We start from the raw sequence: 16,478 nt of genomic DNA, 5'->3' as shown, positions 1-16,478 counted from the left end.
ATTACTCTCCTAATCAACGATACCAACACCCATCACAATTTCTTTGGCACTATTGGCACAAACGCCAAACTCTGGATGATATTCAAAATAAGCAACTACTGAACATGAATCTTCATATTGATCTTCAGCGTTAATTACAAATTCTTTAATTTCAATATCCTCACTATACAGTGGAAAGAAAATATCGCTATATTCTGAAAATTGTTCAGTTGCCCAGGCATCATTAAACCGAATAGTAAAAGCTTTAGCCATTTCAAGAGCCGCAATATTTCCTCCACCTACAAAATTCATTCTGATTGTCATCTCAGTACGAGACCACGTAATTTTATATTTATCCGTATATCGTGTTTCTGGCGTCGACATTTGATTATCATCAATAATATGCAGCGTAATATAAGGCGCTTTGGGTGTTGCGGTGCGATTTTGTAAGCTATTAATAATCTTTAATTTAGCCCCTTTAATCGGTATAGCTTTTTGTAAAAATTTAGCAACTAAATTATACATTTCTTTGTAAGTTAATTTTTTAGGCTCTGGGAATTCTTTATCTTTAGGAGCTTTTGCTGTTACTTTTACAGGAATTTTCTTTTCAGTCATTTATTCATCTACTTTCCTAGATTGATTGTTAAGATATTAAAAAGCAATCATATACTGCATAATCAATATCGTTTTGCCAATTACCAAGCCCTCCGCCTAAGTTGTTCCCTTTTATTGTTACAATTCTTTTGGAGTGAACTTACTATTCGCAGATGTTTTTTTGCAAAATAAGACGGTTTCTTTTCTCTATATTGTGCCATTGAACAAATTACTCCACATAATCTTCCAGCACAGCATCGTCATCTTCTGGTTTATCCAATTGAGCAACGACAGCTACTTTGCACCAATCAGAGTTCTCCCATGCTTCCAAGCGTTGTACAACCAACCAGCGTCTGCCGTAAAATTCCAATAAGTCGCCACCAGCTCCACGCACACGATCAATGCCAAATGCTTGGCCGTTCACATAAACGACTTTACGTTCGCCTTGTTGGTTTAAAAAGTGAGAATGGGTTAATTTATCCCCTGGCACGGACTGAATTTGCAATTCAACTTGAATGGGGTCTTCGTAAATCGGCTTTTGTTGAGTTCCTTCTAACTCATATCCTTTGGATCGATACAAAGACCCCATAATGTTGGGATTCACAACCCCAATCATTCCTCTGACTAACTCATGAATTTTCATGATCGTTTTCCTTTTATTCTGTGCATTACTACATCTTATTAAAAAAACCTGTCCTCGTTTTTTAAACAAGATGAAAGGCTGTAAATTTCAAACCATAAGAAATTTACAGCTTTTTTATTCATTAGCGTATAGAAACGCTATTTAATCAATTGATCGGAATCACTATAGGAATAAGTCATTTTTCCTGTTTTAATATCTAGAGTTGCTTTAACAATTGGAACAATCAACCCTGTTTGTGTATAATAATCTCTTTGATAATAACGTGCATCATCAAGGCCACTTTGACCTTGATCGTTCACCATGTAAAAGAATGTTTGAATAGGAAGCTTTGCAGGTTCTGCGACCAAGTTATTCACTGTTAAAGGTGCCACATTAATTAATAACTCATTATAACTATAACTCCCTCTAATAGCTTGCAGTGATTGTTGAGCTTTTAATGCTTCATTAAATATATTAGCTGTATTTGTTCTGACATTTGATAAATCAAAACCGCATTGATGACGCAAGCGATCAGAACCATTATCAGGGATAGAGGTGAAATGATTAATCCATGATGTTGCTGTATCAATTCCTTGATCTTGACAAGCTTTACTGGCGGTTGGATATGTAGAATGCTCGCCACATCTTAATATTCTACCATCTGTCCAGCCATCTACAGGAAACAAACATCTTGCCTCATCGCCTATTTTTCCTTTTGGAACAATCATTGAAGGATAATAAATCAACCCCAAAGTTTTGTTTTGAAAAGCTTTATCAATTGGAATGTCCCGTCTTATATACATAAAAGGAATGCCTTTTTTCGTATAAGATTGATAGCTTGGGTCCCAAACATGGTAACTCGTAGAAGCACTGGTAAAACGAATTAAATTTCCTGAACATAAATAAGCAGGTTTATCACTTGCGCCACAATTTTTGACAATTTTATTATAATTAGCTGTTAAATCCTGTGCAACATTAGCATCTGCTTGCTTGACAAACCCAGCCGCAGACACAATAACAGCCATTAATGAAATTACGCGAAGAAATTTCATATGATGGTATCCTTAAATTTTTAATAAAAAATACTTATATGTAAATAGTTATTTAGTTAAACTCTGTTCCGCTATATTGTAACTATAACTAACTTTTTTGAATGAACTATCTTGATACAATTTTACAATTGGAATAACGATATGATTATTTAAATCATAATATCTTTTTTGAAAAAAACGAGCATCTTCCAATCCAGAATTACCATTTGAATCCGTTGTATAGAAAAATGCTTGTATAGGAAGATCTTGTGCATTACTGATATGACCGTTGCTGTCCGCTGGCCATAATTTCATAATCATTTCGTTGTAATACATAAATGTATCACCTTCAACTATACCTTCAGATACAGCTAAATCACGACTTTTTAACATTTCATTGAAAATGTCAGCTCTATTTTCTGTACCTTCTGCAACATTAAATCCACATTGATGAATCCCTCTTGTCCAATTTGCTCCGTCAACAGCTTTGGGAACGGAAATAAAATGTTGATACCATGCCTGTGCAGTATAAATTCCTTGATCTTGACAATTATCACTTTCACTGCCGTGCACTTTACTATCAGGTGCGTTAACCCCGCAACCTTTTATCCGTTCATTGGTATCTGCATCAATAGGAAATACACATGAAAATTTGGCTTGTAATTTCCCCTGAGGTCTAATTAAGGGGGGATAATAAATAACGCCAAAATACTGACCGTTAAAACTAAGACGGTTCTTTATATCACGACGCGTAAACATAAAAGAGACACCATTTTCATTTTTATATGCAGTTGGAGGTGCCTCCCATGGTAGATAATCATGGTTGTTCGTCGTAAAGCGAATTAAATTTCCTGAACATAAATAGGCTGGTTGATCACTTGACCCACAATTTTTTACAATTTTATTATAGTTAGCTGTTAAATCTTGCGCAACATTGGCATCTGCCAAATCAGCGCTTCCAATACTAATTGCAGATATAATAACAGCCATCAATGAAATTTCACGAAGGAATTTCATGGCGTGTTTATCCTTAAATTTTTAAATGAAATATAAGTAGATAACTCGTTTAAAATAGAGTTTTTTTATATTTATTAGTTTCTCTAAGTTATTGAGTTTTTAATATATGTTAAGCATATTCGAATTGAGCACTATTGATATCTTTGACCAAGATGCCTGCTAAAATAATTGTATGATTTTCTAATTCAATAATGGCGTTGTTATTCAGATTATATGCGTTATTCAAAATTTCTTTTAAACTATTTTGATCTAAACTATAGTGATACATAACAATTTTATTTTTTGGATTATGATCAAAATTTAAAATAATAGTTTTACCTCCCGCAACAGAAGACTTAGTAAACACAAAGCTATTATTAGAAGCATTACTACCAGAGAACACAGACATCCCTGTTCCTGCAGCAAAAATCGTGTTGCCATCACCTGAAAACATCCATAATGATGACAACACATCATTATTTGGATAAGCATAAACTGAAATATCAGCTGTCGATTTAGAAGCATTAACCATATAGCTGCCTTTATCGCCAACAATCAAGCTATTAGCACCAAAAGCATCAAGGGTTAAATCCAATCCGTTACTACAAAAAATTGATGATGCACCATTAACTTCAGCATAAGTTTTTCCTGTTCCATTCAAAAACGTTAGATCACGATCTGCATAAATTGTATTACCGCTTCCTTGAACTATCTGAAGGTTAGTATTAGAAACACCATGTATTGTTGCGTTTGTTGCTTTCTGTACAGTGCTTTGTACTACGTTCTTTTCATCATAATTAATGAAAAAAGCGGTATAGTTATTTCCGCCAAGAATTGTACTTCCACCTAACAGCTTGTTAATACTATAACTTACCGGTGTATTTAGTGTCATTACACCTTGACTTTGATAATCGTTAACTGTCATATTGTCTCCTAATTTCTAAAATTATTCTATTTAATTACGTTATTATTCACGACAAAAACCGAACCTTTAGATAACGGCGGCCAATTTGCGTGTGTTTTAAGGAATTTGTTCCATAATGATCTGGTAATTCTGGTAAAACCAACATTCTCATAAGTTGCTTCTTTTTCATTAATCGACATATCATTGATTCCACGTAATAGGACTTTGCTTTTCCCTAGAGAAATGACAACACCATTTGGAAAGCGACATCCAACAACGACATAGTTTCGTTGATCTTCTTCTATTGTTTGTCCAGAATTTTCATTATCAAAAATTCTATGATGAATTTCAGATGAAATGACACGATCAACAGGTTCAAAACTATCATTATCCTTTGTATTTTCTTGATCTTCATCTTCTTGGACGTGACAATTTTTGGTTATATTTAATACTGAACGTAATAAACACTGCCCTTCATCAAATTGAGCATCGTCTTCATCATCCATTATCTCTTCTGCGGCAGCAGAAACTTTATCTGATGCTTTGAGTTTTTGAATTTTAACCGTTTTTTTACTTGGAGCAGATTTATTTTTTGTTGTTTTTACCTTAATATCAGCCATCACTTGTTCCTTATGGAAAAATTCTTAGTCTTGGATCGGGAATAGGTCGGATGTACAATGTGCTGCGATATTTTTTGCTGAGCGCCCAAAATTCTTGACCATAGCGGGTCTGAGACAACCATGGATCAATTTTACCAATACTGCCTTTTGTATCTACTGACAAAGAGACACTGCCCTCTGATACAGAGGAAACAGGCCCCATTAATTGATCCCCATCGGCGGTTTTCTTTTGCAATAAAACCAAATGAGAAACCAATAGATTCAATAAAATACGACGCTCTTTTGCACAGCAAACAACCCCTTTGCTGCTGGGGTTGAAATATATTGCCGCACGTTCGGCAATTTTTTGCACATTAAAAGGTCGGAAAAAGCTTTCAAGTTCTGGAAAACTTGCAGCCCATTCCGACCACTCAAATACGACTTCCCGATCCGTTATATCGGATCGTTCACTCATTAAATTTGTCCTGCTTTCACTTGTTCCAAAGTCTTAGGCAATTTAGAAGGATCAATCCGTTCTAAACCACTTTTTAGCTCTGATTTTTCATCTGCTTCGTCTAACAGACGCTTCTTTTTATCAGATGCAAAAATTAGACCTTTTTTAACAGGTTCGAATTCTTGATGATCTTTGATCCATGCTTCCCAAAAATCACGAGGAACTTTGGTTAATCCGACACTGTTAGAAGGAGCCATAAAAAAAGGCGCTTCGATGCGCCCACTTTGCATAACTCCGTTTAATTTTACACGCTGTTTCCCAACGTCTAAATACATCCCGTGCGGTAATTTGCACGCGACCAAAATATCATCACTCATTCTTTAAACCCCAATCATTTGTGCGACTAATACAGGACGTGTTAAAATGGTTCCCCAAGAGCCTTGTGTTAATTTTTCTTTCATCGAAGAACTTTCACGCACCACACCATGGCTACGTAATTTTTCAGAGAACGCACAGGTAAATGTATCAATCCCTTGATAATTTTCGACGAATAATTGTACCAATTCACCACCTTCCAAAGAAAGCTGTGGTGCGCTCATTTGAACCAAATTAGGAAAGTTCTTTTTCAATAAATCAAGAACAGAAATACCGTATTCATTGGTTTTTAATAAATAAGCTTGCACATTATTGGAAACAACCAATTTCAATGGGCTATCCATATCCACAGCGCTATCTAAACTGACCACACCTTTGGTTTGGCTTTGTAGCTCACGATATAGCTCTTGGATATCTTCATAGATTTCCATTGCTGTTGCTTTTTCCCAAGTTGTACCTGAGGCTGCTTTAGTTTTTGGTGCAATCGCTGGCAATAAATTAGGATCGTTCAATGCACCGTAATTTTGTAAATTTGCTACCCCAAAGAAATAACTTTGGTTTTGCCAATGATTTAACAACAAAGCTGCTGCCAAACGTTTACGAGATGGCAAATCAATATTGGCAAGACCTGCACGACCAACTTCACGATCGCCCCATTCTGCAAATGCCTGCACCAGGAACTGTTGACGTTGTGGGAAATTCGTATTCATACGGCTATAACCAGCTTGGTGGAAATCGCCATAAGCTGCCACATCACCCGCAGGTTCAACAACCGTAAACATCATGGTATCATGTAGCCAATCGCCTTTTTTGGCTTCACCATAAATCTGTGCAGCTTTTAAAGGGGCAATTAATACATCAATGATCTGGGGATCAATATAGGTGGTAAATTGTGAAGGGATAGCATTATTGCCAGCAGTGATAGGAGTGAATGCACTATCACCTACTCTCGCGTTCGTATTATATTCCACAACATTGGGTAAATGGATCCCAAATTCGCTTGCTAAAATAGCTCTGTCACGAGCCCATGATTTTGTTTGAATAGACATTTAAATAATTCCTTAGATCCACGCTGAAATAGCTACCAAATCGCCACCTTTGGCGCTTGATACATATTTATAGGTTGTTGGAAGAATATTACCCTTTACAGTAACCGCACCTGTTGAAACATCTACGAAAACAGTATCGCCACGTTTGACTTCATCCTTACCTTCTGGCAAAGCAACCAAAAACTCACCTTTTTCGTAAACAGTCACCATGAATCCTTCTGGGATATTCATGGAGGCTTCTTCTAAATATTGTGCTGGCACACCCGTTATTTCACGACCAACAAACCCAGCAGGGACACCTTCACCTGTATTTACAACGGTTTGGGTTGCTTCATCCACCCAAACAAAAGATCCTGCTTGCACACCATTTGCACCCGCTTGGAAACAACCGTCCCCTAGCAAAGATACTCTGACATTAGTAGAAGCAAAATCACCATGCCAACCTTTTGCTGGCTCTAAATTTACTTTATTTTGAAAAGACATTCTTAAATACTCCGTAACCGTGTTGCACCAAAACGTTGCAAATCACCTTTTTGCATTCTTTTACTATCGCTTGCTCTGCCTTGAGATTTGTGCATTAAAACCAAATCAATCGCATATTTTAATCCAGCATATCCCATAGAAGCCGGCGGTGCTTCACCTGTAATTTCTACAAGCGCACTGCGCAAGATTTCCTCGCCATCATCTTCGCTGATTGCCCATTCACCCACCAAAGGTTTCACCAATTGGCGTGCTTCTTGGGCTTGCTTTGCTTTGGCTGTCAATTTCTTTTCAATTGAACGTTCCAAAGAGGCTGCATCAAATGCTTGGACGCGTTTTTTTGGATTTTTCTTACTCAAACGATCACAATCCGATACATCCAACTCTGATCCATCTTCATCTTGTGCTGAAACCGTGTCTACAGGTTCTTCGTCGCCGATATAGTCTTCGCCTTCGTCCATCACACGATTTACCGCAGCATCGATTTGATCATCTTTGACACAATCACAATCTGCTGCTGTCATGTTATTCGATAAAATGGCTTGTAAAATTTTGCCAAGATTTTTCCGTCTTGTGCCACTGGCAACGGCCACTGCATCCTCGACATCACTGCGATTAAGCCCCGTATTGCCTAATAAATTTGCCAAAGCTGTCGTAAGTTGCAGCCCTGTATCATTAAGTTTTGGCATTGTGTTATTCAACCTTTCATCTGAAACTCTAACATCTGGACCTGCCCGTCCTTCTGCCACTAATGCGACGTGATCGACATAAATTTCTGTCATAATCCCGTCATAAGATTCCCCTTCAAATTCACCTTTATCCATAATCGGGGTAAATGCATAAGATGCCGATAATTCAGCCTGCGTATTATTCTTAATTGCCTCAATATAATCCCCATCCCAAATGGTGATAGAAGATTGAATATATGGATAAGAAAACGCAGGATCTGAACCCGTCGTTCCAATAACTTTGGAGTTATCCAAACGATGCGCATCTGCTGCTTTATGAACGTAAAGAATAGGTCGCTCTTTAAAAGAGCCCACCGCTTTTTCCAAAGCGTCGGGCGAACGTAAAAAACGATATTTTTTATTGGGGTCTAACCCATATTGTTTATGGTTATTGATCTCAACACCATAATATTCACAGACATTTGCTTTGGTTAAATTCGTATTATGCACGCGCAAATGCCCGTTCCAGTCTTCGAAACGCATAGACTGCGCATCAAAAACCAACGTTCTGTTTTTTAATGTCATTGAATTATTTTTTTAATTAGTTGCTTTGATTATACACATCAGTTTGATCTGTTTTATTATAGCTATACGCGACTTGACCTGTTGTGATATCAAGGTCAAACTTTACAATTGGCACATCAACACCAACCGTGTCATGATAATCTTGTTGGTATCCACGAGCTTCCGTCAAACCACTTTCATTCGTATAGAAAAAGGCTTCTATTGGTAAAACTTTAGGATTCTCGATTTGATATGATATGCCATTAACTGTATTGACAGCTTTGTATGCAGGTATTGTTAAGACCAATTCATTATAATTCGCACCACCTCTTTCTTTTTGTAGTCTTTTTTGTCCATCAAGAACTGCTTGAAAAACTGATGTTTTATCGTGCTGATCAATTAAATTAAAACCACATTGATGATTGAGTCTATTTTTATCTATATCTGGAATAGAAGAAAAATGATTATACCATGCATCTGCTGTAGTAATCCCTTGTTCTTGACAAGGTTTACTATCATTCGGATAGTTTATATTAGTACCACAAGCATCATTTTGTCCGTTCGTATATCGTCTATCACTATATCCATCAACAGGAAATACGCATCTTACAGAAGATGCTTCTTTATATACGGGCATTCTTTGTGTAGGATAATAAACTATCCCAGATGTATTATTTTTAAAAGCTTTATCAAGAGGAAGGTCTTTACGAATATACATAAAGGATACCCCCTTCCTTCCAACTGCTGGGGGACTGGGGTCCCAAACCCTGAAATCTTTAGAATAATTCGTAAAACGAATTATATTTCCTGAGCAAGCAAACGTAGGGCTATCTTCGCCTCCACAATCAAAAACTTTATTGTAAAAACCGTTTAATTCTTTTGCAATATCTGCGCCTTTGTTAACAGCTTGATCCGCAGTGATAAAATAAAATACAATATTATTAAAATTAGTTGTGTTCATATAAACAACAGGAACTATTCTTCCTGTAACTTTATAATAATCTTTCTGATATGCTTGTGCCTCATTTAAACCAGTTTCATTTTGATAAAAAAACGCTTGTATAGGCAACTTTTCTGGATTAATAACATGACCATTACCATCTGTTTCAGGGGTTCTGACAATCACTTCGTTAGAGCCACTTCCTTTAGAGGTATTATTACTATAAGCCATATTATGTGCTTTGATAGATTCACTAAAAGCAGTCGCCATATTATCTTGAAAATTAACAACATCAAATGCACATTGACTTGCAAATTTATCATCTCCATTTATAGTCGGATCAGAGAATTTCTTATACCAATCTTCTGCAGTATAAATTCCTTGTCGTTGGCACTGAATACTTGTTTGTGGAAATCTTGCATATGCGCCACAACGACCGTCACCCCTGCCATCAGACCAACCCATTGTTGGAAAAGAACAAGTAATACGAGCATTATTTATTCCTTGCGGAGCCTGTTTTAAAGGGTAATAAATAAAACCTGAATTTCTGCCTGAATGTAGCAGGCGCCGAACTTTAATATCTCTACGCAAATAGAAAAAAGACTCTCCTCCCTTTTCAATAGAAGCTGCATTTGGATCCCAAACACGACTCTTATAAGATGTTTGACGCAATAAAGTACCAGAGCACTCATAAGAAGGAGAAGTCTCTGATCCGCAATTATCAACAGTATCTACTAAATTTGAATTTAATTGCTCAGCTATTGTAACAGCTCTGTCCTCCTCGTTATATGAAAAAGAAATATTCTGTGGATCATCAATATTTACCTTGACAATAGGAACTACACGGGCTGTAACATTATAAAAATCTCGCTGAAAATACTGAGCATCTTCAAGACCACTCCGCCCATATTGTACTGTATAAAAAAAAGCTTGAATTGGTAACTTTTCTGGGCTAATCACATGCCCACCACCATCAGTTGGCGGTGTCTTAATCATAATTTCATTATAGCCATAACCAATATCTGTGTGCATTTTAATCGCTTTTAAATTTTCATTAAACGCTGCTGCTGTGTTTTGTACGCCAATTCTCATATCAAATGCACATTGGTATTGTAATCTAGTACTAACATCAGGAGGATTATAAGGTCTAGACATAAAATCTTTATACCAAGCATCCTCTGTATTAATGCCCATATCTTGACACATATTATTATTATCAGGGCGTCCGCAACCACTATTAGATCTACCACCTGTCCAAGCATCCGTTGGAAAAGCGCAAGCAACCTCAGCTCTACCTTTTGATGATGGCTTTAGCATGGACGGATAATAAAGAATACCAGATGTTTTACCTTGAAAAAACAATTGGACTGGGATGTCTTTACGAATATACATAAAAGAAACACCACCAGTTCCTATAGAATACGGGCTTGGATCCCATGTATGATATTTTTTATTTGTTGATGTAAAACGAATTAAACTTCCAGAACATAAAAATGCAGGACGATTGGCTGTACCACAATCTTCGACTATTTTGTTATAATTCACATTAAGATCATCAGCAATATTTGCCGATGCGTTTTGAGCTGCCTCCAAACTAAAAACAGCCCCAAACAGGGCTGTAGCAAATACTATATTTAATAGCCTCATTCTTTTAACCTTATTCATTATTATTTTGAAAATGAATAAAAAGACATAAAAAAAGCCCCCATTCGGGAGCGCTTCAAACCATCAATTTATTCTTTGATTATTCTAAAAATTTTTACGACTAATTATCTCTTTAATTTTCTTTGTATCCACGGCACCCATATCTGAATAATCGGCAAGAATCTTTGCTGTATTCACATCAACTTGTGATTGTTGAACCTCGTCCAACTGCCACAAAGAGTTAAATTCAAAGGTAAGATTAGGATCAACAATGCCAAACAAATGCAGTTGCACAATATTTAAAATCGTTTGGATAGGTTGACGTAAAACAGATTGCTGTAATGCTGAAATTTTATCATAGAAACAACGTATTTCCCCATCAGAGGAAGCATTTAAGCCCGAGGGTGTAATGCCAAGAAGTTTCACCAAAGGAATACCAGAAATAGAGGCCAAATGTTCCTGAGATTGTGCTTGTAATTTATCTAAACCCGATAAAGGGGTTGCGATATTTGCCAAATCTTCACTGTCTTTATCGACAATTTGCAACCCACGATTATCTCGATATGCCGCCATCAATTCTGCACGTTTGCTTAATTCTTCACAGCCTGGGCTTAACAGCTGAGATAAATCCGTTTTTAACACCATTGTAGAGAATGATTTAATTAAATCCGCCACTGATTGACGTGTCCGTAACCAATTATCGACATAAGGTTTGCACATAAATGCTAAAGGCACGCCACCAAAATTATAAGCTGGCTTTAAAATATCAGGCACAGGTTGTGAAACCATTGAAATCATACGAGATGCATGAATTTGTTGTCCTAAAACCCACCATATAGAAGGTTTATAAAAATCTTCACTAAATGGATCAATAGCATCATAATTAACAGGCGTAACCCATGTTGGATCAACCAGTTTAAATCCTTTTAATTCCCCTTTTTTAATTTTCTTAGGGGTTAAAAAAAGAGGACTCATTTTCTCTTCTGGATCATGTAGGGCCGTTTGCAAGTCAACATATAAAAAAGATTGTCCAAAATAACCCTCGGTACAAAGTGCTTTTCGAAGCAATCCTTGAACATCCAATCTTTTGAATTCCGCATTAATCTGGGCAATTTTATCATCATAATTGACAATATTCTCTTGGCTTTTAATTGTAATCCATTGCCTTGTTGCTTCTTCTGCTCTGGTCTCAACGACCATACGATATTCACCACGCAAAGAAAGTTGCGCCAAATAAGGATAGCCAGGAAACCCAATCCCCTCTTCGAACAAAGTAGTCATCGGATCATTCGTTATATTAAAATTACGAAACTGATCTGTAAAAATACTGTCACTGACCAACGAATGATCATCTTCATCGCTTTCACCCACAATTCCATCTGGCACTTCATAAGGTGCAAAAAGATCATGTTTATCAATCGGGCTATTTTTTCTGGTTTCAGAAATATAAATTTCTCTTAGTTTAGTTTTTTTTACCATTACTTCTTTTCTCGACTATTTAAAAAACCACAACTGGCTATTTTGAAATACGTAATAAATTTGCAAAAGACGGCATTTTGGGTAAGCCTTTTTTGATAGCTATGAATGCAAAGGCTCCTGATGCTGCATCGACCTGATCGTCATGACCGCCTTTTGGAAAACAACTTAATTCTTCTAAAAATGCTCTGTTCCAAGGGGCACGGATTAATGCAATATTCCCCATATTTATTTGCGCTGCAAAAGGCTCGGCTCGGGTTGCTTTATCCCCAGTTTCTCTGATGGACTGAATTTTATATCCAGCCAATAATTTTGTGTAATATTGCACCTGAGCAACCCCTGCTTGACCAGGGTCTTGAGGTAAAACAATATGCACATCATATCCATCCTGACTGGCTACAGCGATTACGGTTTTTTCTACTTCATCAGGACGGCCACGAAAACGCACAACATCAAGGATCGTATATCCGCCATCTTCATTACGCTGCATTTTAACCCCAACAGTCCAATCAGGATTATAACTTCCCGTAGCTTTGCTGGCGGCAAAATCCCACCGCCTAACAATTTTAATTGCTTTCGACGCAGCATCCAGAATAGAAACCCGTTGTGTTTTAAAAAATGAGCCTGTTAATACTGTCGGAACGCCTTGATACAACGCCATCCAATCCCGTTCACCCACCGCTTTTTCAATTTGTGTTAATTCTTTTTCGCCAAAAGCTTGACCCCATAAAGGTTCATTTACTGATCGACCTAAAGGATCATTTTCCATCGCCCTTGCTGGCAAGTGTAAAATATCCCAAGCCTCACCGGAACCATTTTCCATTTCATTGAGTAACCGCCCTGCAAGGTCATCAACATGCCAGCGCGTCAAAACCAATATAATCGCACCACCTGGCATAATTCTGGTACGTAAAACGGATTTATACCAATCCCAAATATTTTCTCTGACAACTTCACTTTCTGCGTCTTGACGATCTTTGATTGGGTCATCAATGATCGCTAGATCCCCGCCATAACCCGTCATAGAACCACCAACCCCAGCAGACAGGAAAATACCTCCTTGATTGGTTTCCCATAAATCCTTTGCTTTGCTATCTGAAGATAAAGCAACCGTTGGAAAGATATTTTTAAACAAAGAAGAACCAACAATATTACGCACATCCCTGCCAAAACTATCGGATAATTTTGCAGAGTAACTGGCAGCAATAATTTGTTTAGTAGGATTACGCCCCAAAAACCACGCAGGAAAACGTTTAGACGTTAATTCACTCTTCCCATGTCTGGGTGGTATAAAAACCATTAAACGTGTGATTTTACCTTGTTCAACCGCCTCTAATTTTTCACATAAAAGACGATGATGGGAACCAACACAATAATCTTGTTTTGTATAAATTGTAAAATCAATCAAATGCGTTCGGGCTGACTGCCGTCTTGTTAACTCACGAAGGGCTGCCTGCTTTGCTTGCGCCGATAAAGATTTGCAGCTCTTCATCACTCATCTCCTCTGGACGCTTTAAATTGGTTACTTCTAATTTTGACTCTGTTAATTTCGCATGAAGATAAGGTGCAACTTTGTAAGCTACATTCAACGCCAAATCATAATTTTCTTCTTCTAGACTTTTATTCATGATAAAAATCATAACCTCTAAAGGTGTTTTTTGTGTTTTAGAAATTGATTTAGTCGGTGCTTTTCTTACTGTCTTTTTTGGAGTAACTTTAGTGGATGGCATTATATCAGCACTTGCTTTAGACATTCATCTTAACCTATCATTTAATCCTTAATACTATTATTTTGACCTTGATTATAAACGGTATTCGAAGTCAAAGCGTATACATTACCAAAAACTTTCCAACCTCTTGATGCAGATGCTAGCAAAATTCCAGTTGTGTATTTCCTAAATATATTACTGCTAATAATATTTGTGTTCATCCCCGATGGAGATGATGCATTCATTACAATCGCATTCACGTTATTTTCTATTCCGGCGCCTTCAAATTGATTACCTGTAATAATATAGCCATCCACATAACTATTACAGCAAATGCCATATCCATTTTTTTGGCCGGTAAATACCAAATTATTACTAAATAAGAAGCATGTCGTTCCACCTGACAAAAATACTGCACAATCTGTACAATCAAATTGAGACAATGAAATGCTGATTTGATATCCATTCTCTGGCACAACAACACCATATTTACAATTTGTAAAATTCGATTGAGAAATTGATAAACCCTGAGTTCCTAAACCATTTGCCACGCCATCTGAAAGGTATAAAAAGTTACAATCTGTAAAATTAGTTACAATAGAAGAAAGGGTCTGATTGGACGATCCGATGCTGCTATTAATAACAACCCCTCTGGAATTAGTATTTGTATTTGTGTGATAATTACCAATAAAGTCACAATCAATAATGTTGTTAAATGAAATCGTGTTCAGGTTTAAACATTCTGCCCATCCATAGCTGCCAGAGGCTTGACCATTTTGACCACTAATTGCAACATTTCTCATTGATAAATATCCCCCTCCAAATCGATAAGGGTTTTTATTCTCTAGTTTAATGGCTGTGCCTTTGTTGGTATCTTTTGTAATAAAGCTAATATCATGTATATTGTAACGACATTCACTCTGCGCCCCATCGTAATGAGACATACTAAGACCAGAGCTTGTACCACCACTCCATAGCAGATTGGTCACGCCTTTGCCCCGTCCCTTAATCGTGATCGATTGGCTTCTATTTGAATATTGTCCTTGATTCAAATTCAATTGAATATTGCTTTTAAATAAATATGTGCCTGATCCAAATTCAATAATTGCACTCGCTAAATTAATCTCTGCTACAATTTTATTCCATATGGCTGTACAATCAAATGCCCCATTGGATGCCGCCCCATAATCATCAAAATAATATGTTTTCATAATTATTTTCCATTTCTGTTTTACAAATAAAAATGGCGAACATAATTTTCATTATATTCGCCATTAGTTCATTTAAAATAATAAACGCTGATCTTATTCTAAGATTTTTTATTTCATTACTTCATTCAATAACTGAAAATATACAACGATACTTACTTGGTTTTAACCCTACAATTTTGGTAAACACTCTGGTAAATGCGCCTTCATCCTTATATCCCACGTTACAAGCAATTTTATGAATTGGCATGTGCGTAAATTGCAAGAATACTTGCGATTGATGGACACGAAAACGTTGTAAATATTCAGTCACATTAAAACCTGTTGCCTTTACAAAACGTCTTTGCAATGTTCGTTTGGTTAATTTTGCTACAACAGACAATTTGTTTAAGGTAATTTTATCACTAACTTTAGTCGTTGAAATCCATCGTTGAACTCTTAATATAGCATCATCCCCATGATAAAAAGACGGCTCAAAAACACTATAATGTCGTTGCTCTCTGCTCGTAGGTTGTAGTAAACACATTTTAGCCGTATCAGCCATTACAACTGGACCTAACAATCGCTTAATCAAACATAATCCCAAATCTGCCCAACTCAGCCCACCACTTGCAGTGACAATGTCTATGTCATCAATTAGTAGTTGATTGATATTTAAATGAATTTGAGGGAATACTTTTTGTAAAGAATTTGCATATTTCCAATGTGTGGTAACAACTCTATTTGCCAACAATCCTGTTTCACCTAATAAAAAAGCCCCTGTGGAAACAGAGGCTAAAATTGTACCCTTTTGGTGATGACACTGCAGAAACTTGATATATACATCATCCTTTGAAATAGAAGGTACCCCTTGTAAATCAGGGGGAATAATAATTGCCGAGAAATCTTTATCCGGATAATAGGATTTTAAAAATGCAATATCCGTATAATCAATTTTATCTTCTAAATCAATGATGCTTACTTTTACATTAGGCAAACATTGTTCGACTACTTTTTGAGCCAATTGGTTCGCTATGTTAAATAGATCTTTTAACCCTAATATGCTTGCCTCTTGTGCGCCAGGATAACGTAAGATACCAATATGTATTGATTGAAAATTTTTCATTTTTGCCGTCTTAATTATATAAGTGAGAATGATTACTTAAATAAATAGAACCCATAAAACTGTTCTATTTTATTTTGCTGA

The 16,478-nt window shown here is 36.6% G+C and carries 17 protein-coding genes; all 17 read right to left on the bottom strand.

The genetic code is table 11. The annotated features are described in order from the left end of the window. Positions 1 to 9: 9 nt before the first annotated feature. Positions 10 to 594: a phage neck terminator protein gene (locus PQG52_RS09125; RefSeq protein ID WP_271829133.1), complete on the bottom strand. Its 585-nt coding sequence runs from the start codon at positions 592 to 594 to the stop codon at positions 10 to 12. 208 nt (positions 595 to 802) lie between these two features. Beyond that, a complete protein-coding gene (locus PQG52_RS09120) occupies positions 803 to 1,216 on the bottom strand; it encodes a hypothetical protein (RefSeq protein WP_271790560.1) in 414 nt (137 codons plus the stop codon). Positions 1,217 to 1,353: 137 nt separating this feature from the next. Then, positions 1,354 to 2,247 (bottom strand): hypothetical protein, encoded by an 894-nt coding sequence (locus PQG52_RS09115; RefSeq protein WP_271829132.1) that lies wholly within the window; start codon positions 2,245 to 2,247, stop codon positions 1,354 to 1,356. 48 nt (positions 2,248 to 2,295) lie between these two features. Further along, positions 2,296 to 3,243, bottom strand: coding sequence for a hypothetical protein (locus PQG52_RS09110; protein WP_271829131.1), 948 nt, complete (start codon positions 3,241 to 3,243; stop codon positions 2,296 to 2,298). A gap of 109 nt (positions 3,244 to 3,352) precedes the next feature. Continuing rightward, positions 3,353 to 4,147 carry a hypothetical protein gene (locus tag PQG52_RS09105; RefSeq protein WP_271790563.1) on the bottom strand — a complete coding sequence of 265 codons (795 nt, stop codon included), beginning with the start codon at positions 4,145 to 4,147 and terminating at the stop codon, positions 3,353 to 3,355. A gap of 26 nt (positions 4,148 to 4,173) precedes the next feature. Further along, positions 4,174 to 4,746 (bottom strand): hypothetical protein, encoded by a 573-nt coding sequence (locus PQG52_RS09100; RefSeq protein ID WP_271829130.1) that lies wholly within the window; start codon positions 4,744 to 4,746, stop codon positions 4,174 to 4,176. 10 nt (positions 4,747 to 4,756) lie between these two features. Then, a complete protein-coding gene (locus PQG52_RS09095) occupies positions 4,757 to 5,200 on the bottom strand; it encodes a DUF4054 domain-containing protein (RefSeq protein WP_271829129.1) in 444 nt (147 codons plus the stop codon). Further along, entirely contained in the window at positions 5,200 to 5,556 is a 357-nt protein-coding gene (locus PQG52_RS09090; RefSeq protein ID WP_271829127.1) for a hypothetical protein, read from the bottom strand. The genes PQG52_RS09095 and PQG52_RS09090 overlap by 1 nt, the downstream gene beginning before the upstream one ends. A gap of 3 nt (positions 5,557 to 5,559) precedes the next feature. Then, positions 5,560 to 6,603, bottom strand: coding sequence for a major capsid family protein (locus PQG52_RS09085; protein ID WP_271829126.1), 1,044 nt, complete (start codon positions 6,601 to 6,603; stop codon positions 5,560 to 5,562). Positions 6,604 to 6,615: 12 nt separating this feature from the next. Beyond that, on the bottom strand, positions 6,616 to 7,086 hold the full coding sequence (locus PQG52_RS09080; protein ID WP_271829125.1) for a structural cement protein Gp24: 471 nt from the start codon (positions 7,084 to 7,086) through the stop codon (positions 6,616 to 6,618). A gap of 2 nt (positions 7,087 to 7,088) precedes the next feature. Continuing rightward, on the bottom strand, positions 7,089 to 8,336 hold the full coding sequence (locus PQG52_RS09075; RefSeq protein WP_271829124.1) for a DUF2213 domain-containing protein: 1,248 nt from the start codon (positions 8,334 to 8,336) through the stop codon (positions 7,089 to 7,091). 16 nt (positions 8,337 to 8,352) lie between these two features. Then, a complete protein-coding gene (locus PQG52_RS09070) occupies positions 8,353 to 10,902 on the bottom strand; it encodes a hypothetical protein (RefSeq protein WP_271829122.1) in 2,550 nt (849 codons plus the stop codon). 102 nt (positions 10,903 to 11,004) lie between these two features. Next, positions 11,005 to 12,378 (bottom strand): DUF1073 domain-containing protein, encoded by a 1,374-nt coding sequence (locus tag PQG52_RS09065; RefSeq protein ID WP_271829121.1) that lies wholly within the window; start codon positions 12,376 to 12,378, stop codon positions 11,005 to 11,007. Positions 12,379 to 12,415: 37 nt separating this feature from the next. Continuing rightward, entirely contained in the window at positions 12,416 to 13,867 is a 1,452-nt protein-coding gene (gene terL / locus PQG52_RS09060; RefSeq protein ID WP_271829120.1) for a phage terminase large subunit, read from the bottom strand. After that, on the bottom strand, positions 13,815 to 14,129 hold the full coding sequence (locus tag PQG52_RS09055; RefSeq protein WP_271829118.1) for a hypothetical protein: 315 nt from the start codon (positions 14,127 to 14,129) through the stop codon (positions 13,815 to 13,817). Before PQG52_RS09055 ends, terL begins: the two co-directional genes overlap by 53 nt. 17 nt (positions 14,130 to 14,146) lie before the next feature. Next, positions 14,147 to 15,295: a hypothetical protein gene (locus PQG52_RS09050; RefSeq protein ID WP_271829116.1), complete on the bottom strand. Its 1,149-nt coding sequence runs from the start codon at positions 15,293 to 15,295 to the stop codon at positions 14,147 to 14,149. 121 nt (positions 15,296 to 15,416) lie between these two features. Further along, the gene (locus tag PQG52_RS09045) at positions 15,417 to 16,397 is read right to left on the bottom strand and encodes a GlxA family transcriptional regulator (protein ID WP_271829115.1); all 981 of its coding nucleotides are present in this window, start codon (positions 16,395 to 16,397) and stop codon (positions 15,417 to 15,419) included. Positions 16,398 to 16,478 lie beyond the last annotated feature (81 nt).

The sequence above is a fragment of the Commensalibacter communis genome, assembly GCF_947179105.1.
In the GTDB taxonomy this organism is placed as follows: Bacteria; Pseudomonadota; Alphaproteobacteria; order Acetobacterales; family Acetobacteraceae; genus Commensalibacter; species Commensalibacter communis.
The sequence above is the reverse complement of the archived record's forward strand: the minus strand, read 5'-3'. Positions and strand labels throughout refer to the sequence as shown.

Coding starts and splice junctions, on each gene's coding strand:
- PQG52_RS09125 (WP_271829133.1), bottom strand. CDS start 594: ATGACTGAAAAGAAAATTCCTGTAAAAGTAACAGCAAAAGCTCCTAAA.
- PQG52_RS09120 (WP_271790560.1), bottom strand. CDS start 1,216: ATGAAAATTCATGAGTTAGTCAGAGGAATGATTGGGGTTGTGAATCCC.
- PQG52_RS09115 (WP_271829132.1), bottom strand. CDS start 2,247: ATGAAATTTCTTCGCGTAATTTCATTAATGGCTGTTATTGTGTCTGCG.
- PQG52_RS09110 (WP_271829131.1), bottom strand. CDS start 3,243: ATGAAATTCCTTCGTGAAATTTCATTGATGGCTGTTATTATATCTGCA.
- PQG52_RS09105 (WP_271790563.1), bottom strand. CDS start 4,147: ATGACAGTTAACGATTATCAAAGTCAAGGTGTAATGACACTAAATACA.
- PQG52_RS09100 (WP_271829130.1), bottom strand. CDS start 4,746: ATGGCTGATATTAAGGTAAAAACAACAAAAAATAAATCTGCTCCAAGT.
- PQG52_RS09095 (WP_271829129.1), bottom strand. CDS start 5,200: ATGAGTGAACGATCCGATATAACGGATCGGGAAGTCGTATTTGAGTGG.
- PQG52_RS09090 (WP_271829127.1), bottom strand. CDS start 5,556: ATGAGTGATGATATTTTGGTCGCGTGCAAATTACCGCACGGGATGTAT.
- PQG52_RS09085 (WP_271829126.1), bottom strand. CDS start 6,603: ATGTCTATTCAAACAAAATCATGGGCTCGTGACAGAGCTATTTTAGCA.
- PQG52_RS09080 (WP_271829125.1), bottom strand. CDS start 7,086: ATGTCTTTTCAAAATAAAGTAAATTTAGAGCCAGCAAAAGGTTGGCAT.
- PQG52_RS09075 (WP_271829124.1), bottom strand. CDS start 8,336: ATGACATTAAAAAACAGAACGTTGGTTTTTGATGCGCAGTCTATGCGT.
- PQG52_RS09070 (WP_271829122.1), bottom strand. CDS start 10,902: ATGAGGCTATTAAATATAGTATTTGCTACAGCCCTGTTTGGGGCTGTT.
- PQG52_RS09065 (WP_271829121.1), bottom strand. CDS start 12,378: ATGGTAAAAAAAACTAAACTAAGAGAAATTTATATTTCTGAAACCAGA.
- terL (WP_271829120.1), bottom strand. CDS start 13,867: ATGAAGAGCTGCAAATCTTTATCGGCGCAAGCAAAGCAGGCAGCCCTT.
- PQG52_RS09055 (WP_271829118.1), bottom strand. CDS start 14,129: ATGTCTAAAGCAAGTGCTGATATAATGCCATCCACTAAAGTTACTCCA.
- PQG52_RS09050 (WP_271829116.1), bottom strand. CDS start 15,295: ATGAAAACATATTATTTTGATGATTATGGGGCGGCATCCAATGGGGCA.
- PQG52_RS09045 (WP_271829115.1), bottom strand. CDS start 16,397: ATGAAAAATTTTCAATCAATACATATTGGTATCTTACGTTATCCTGGC.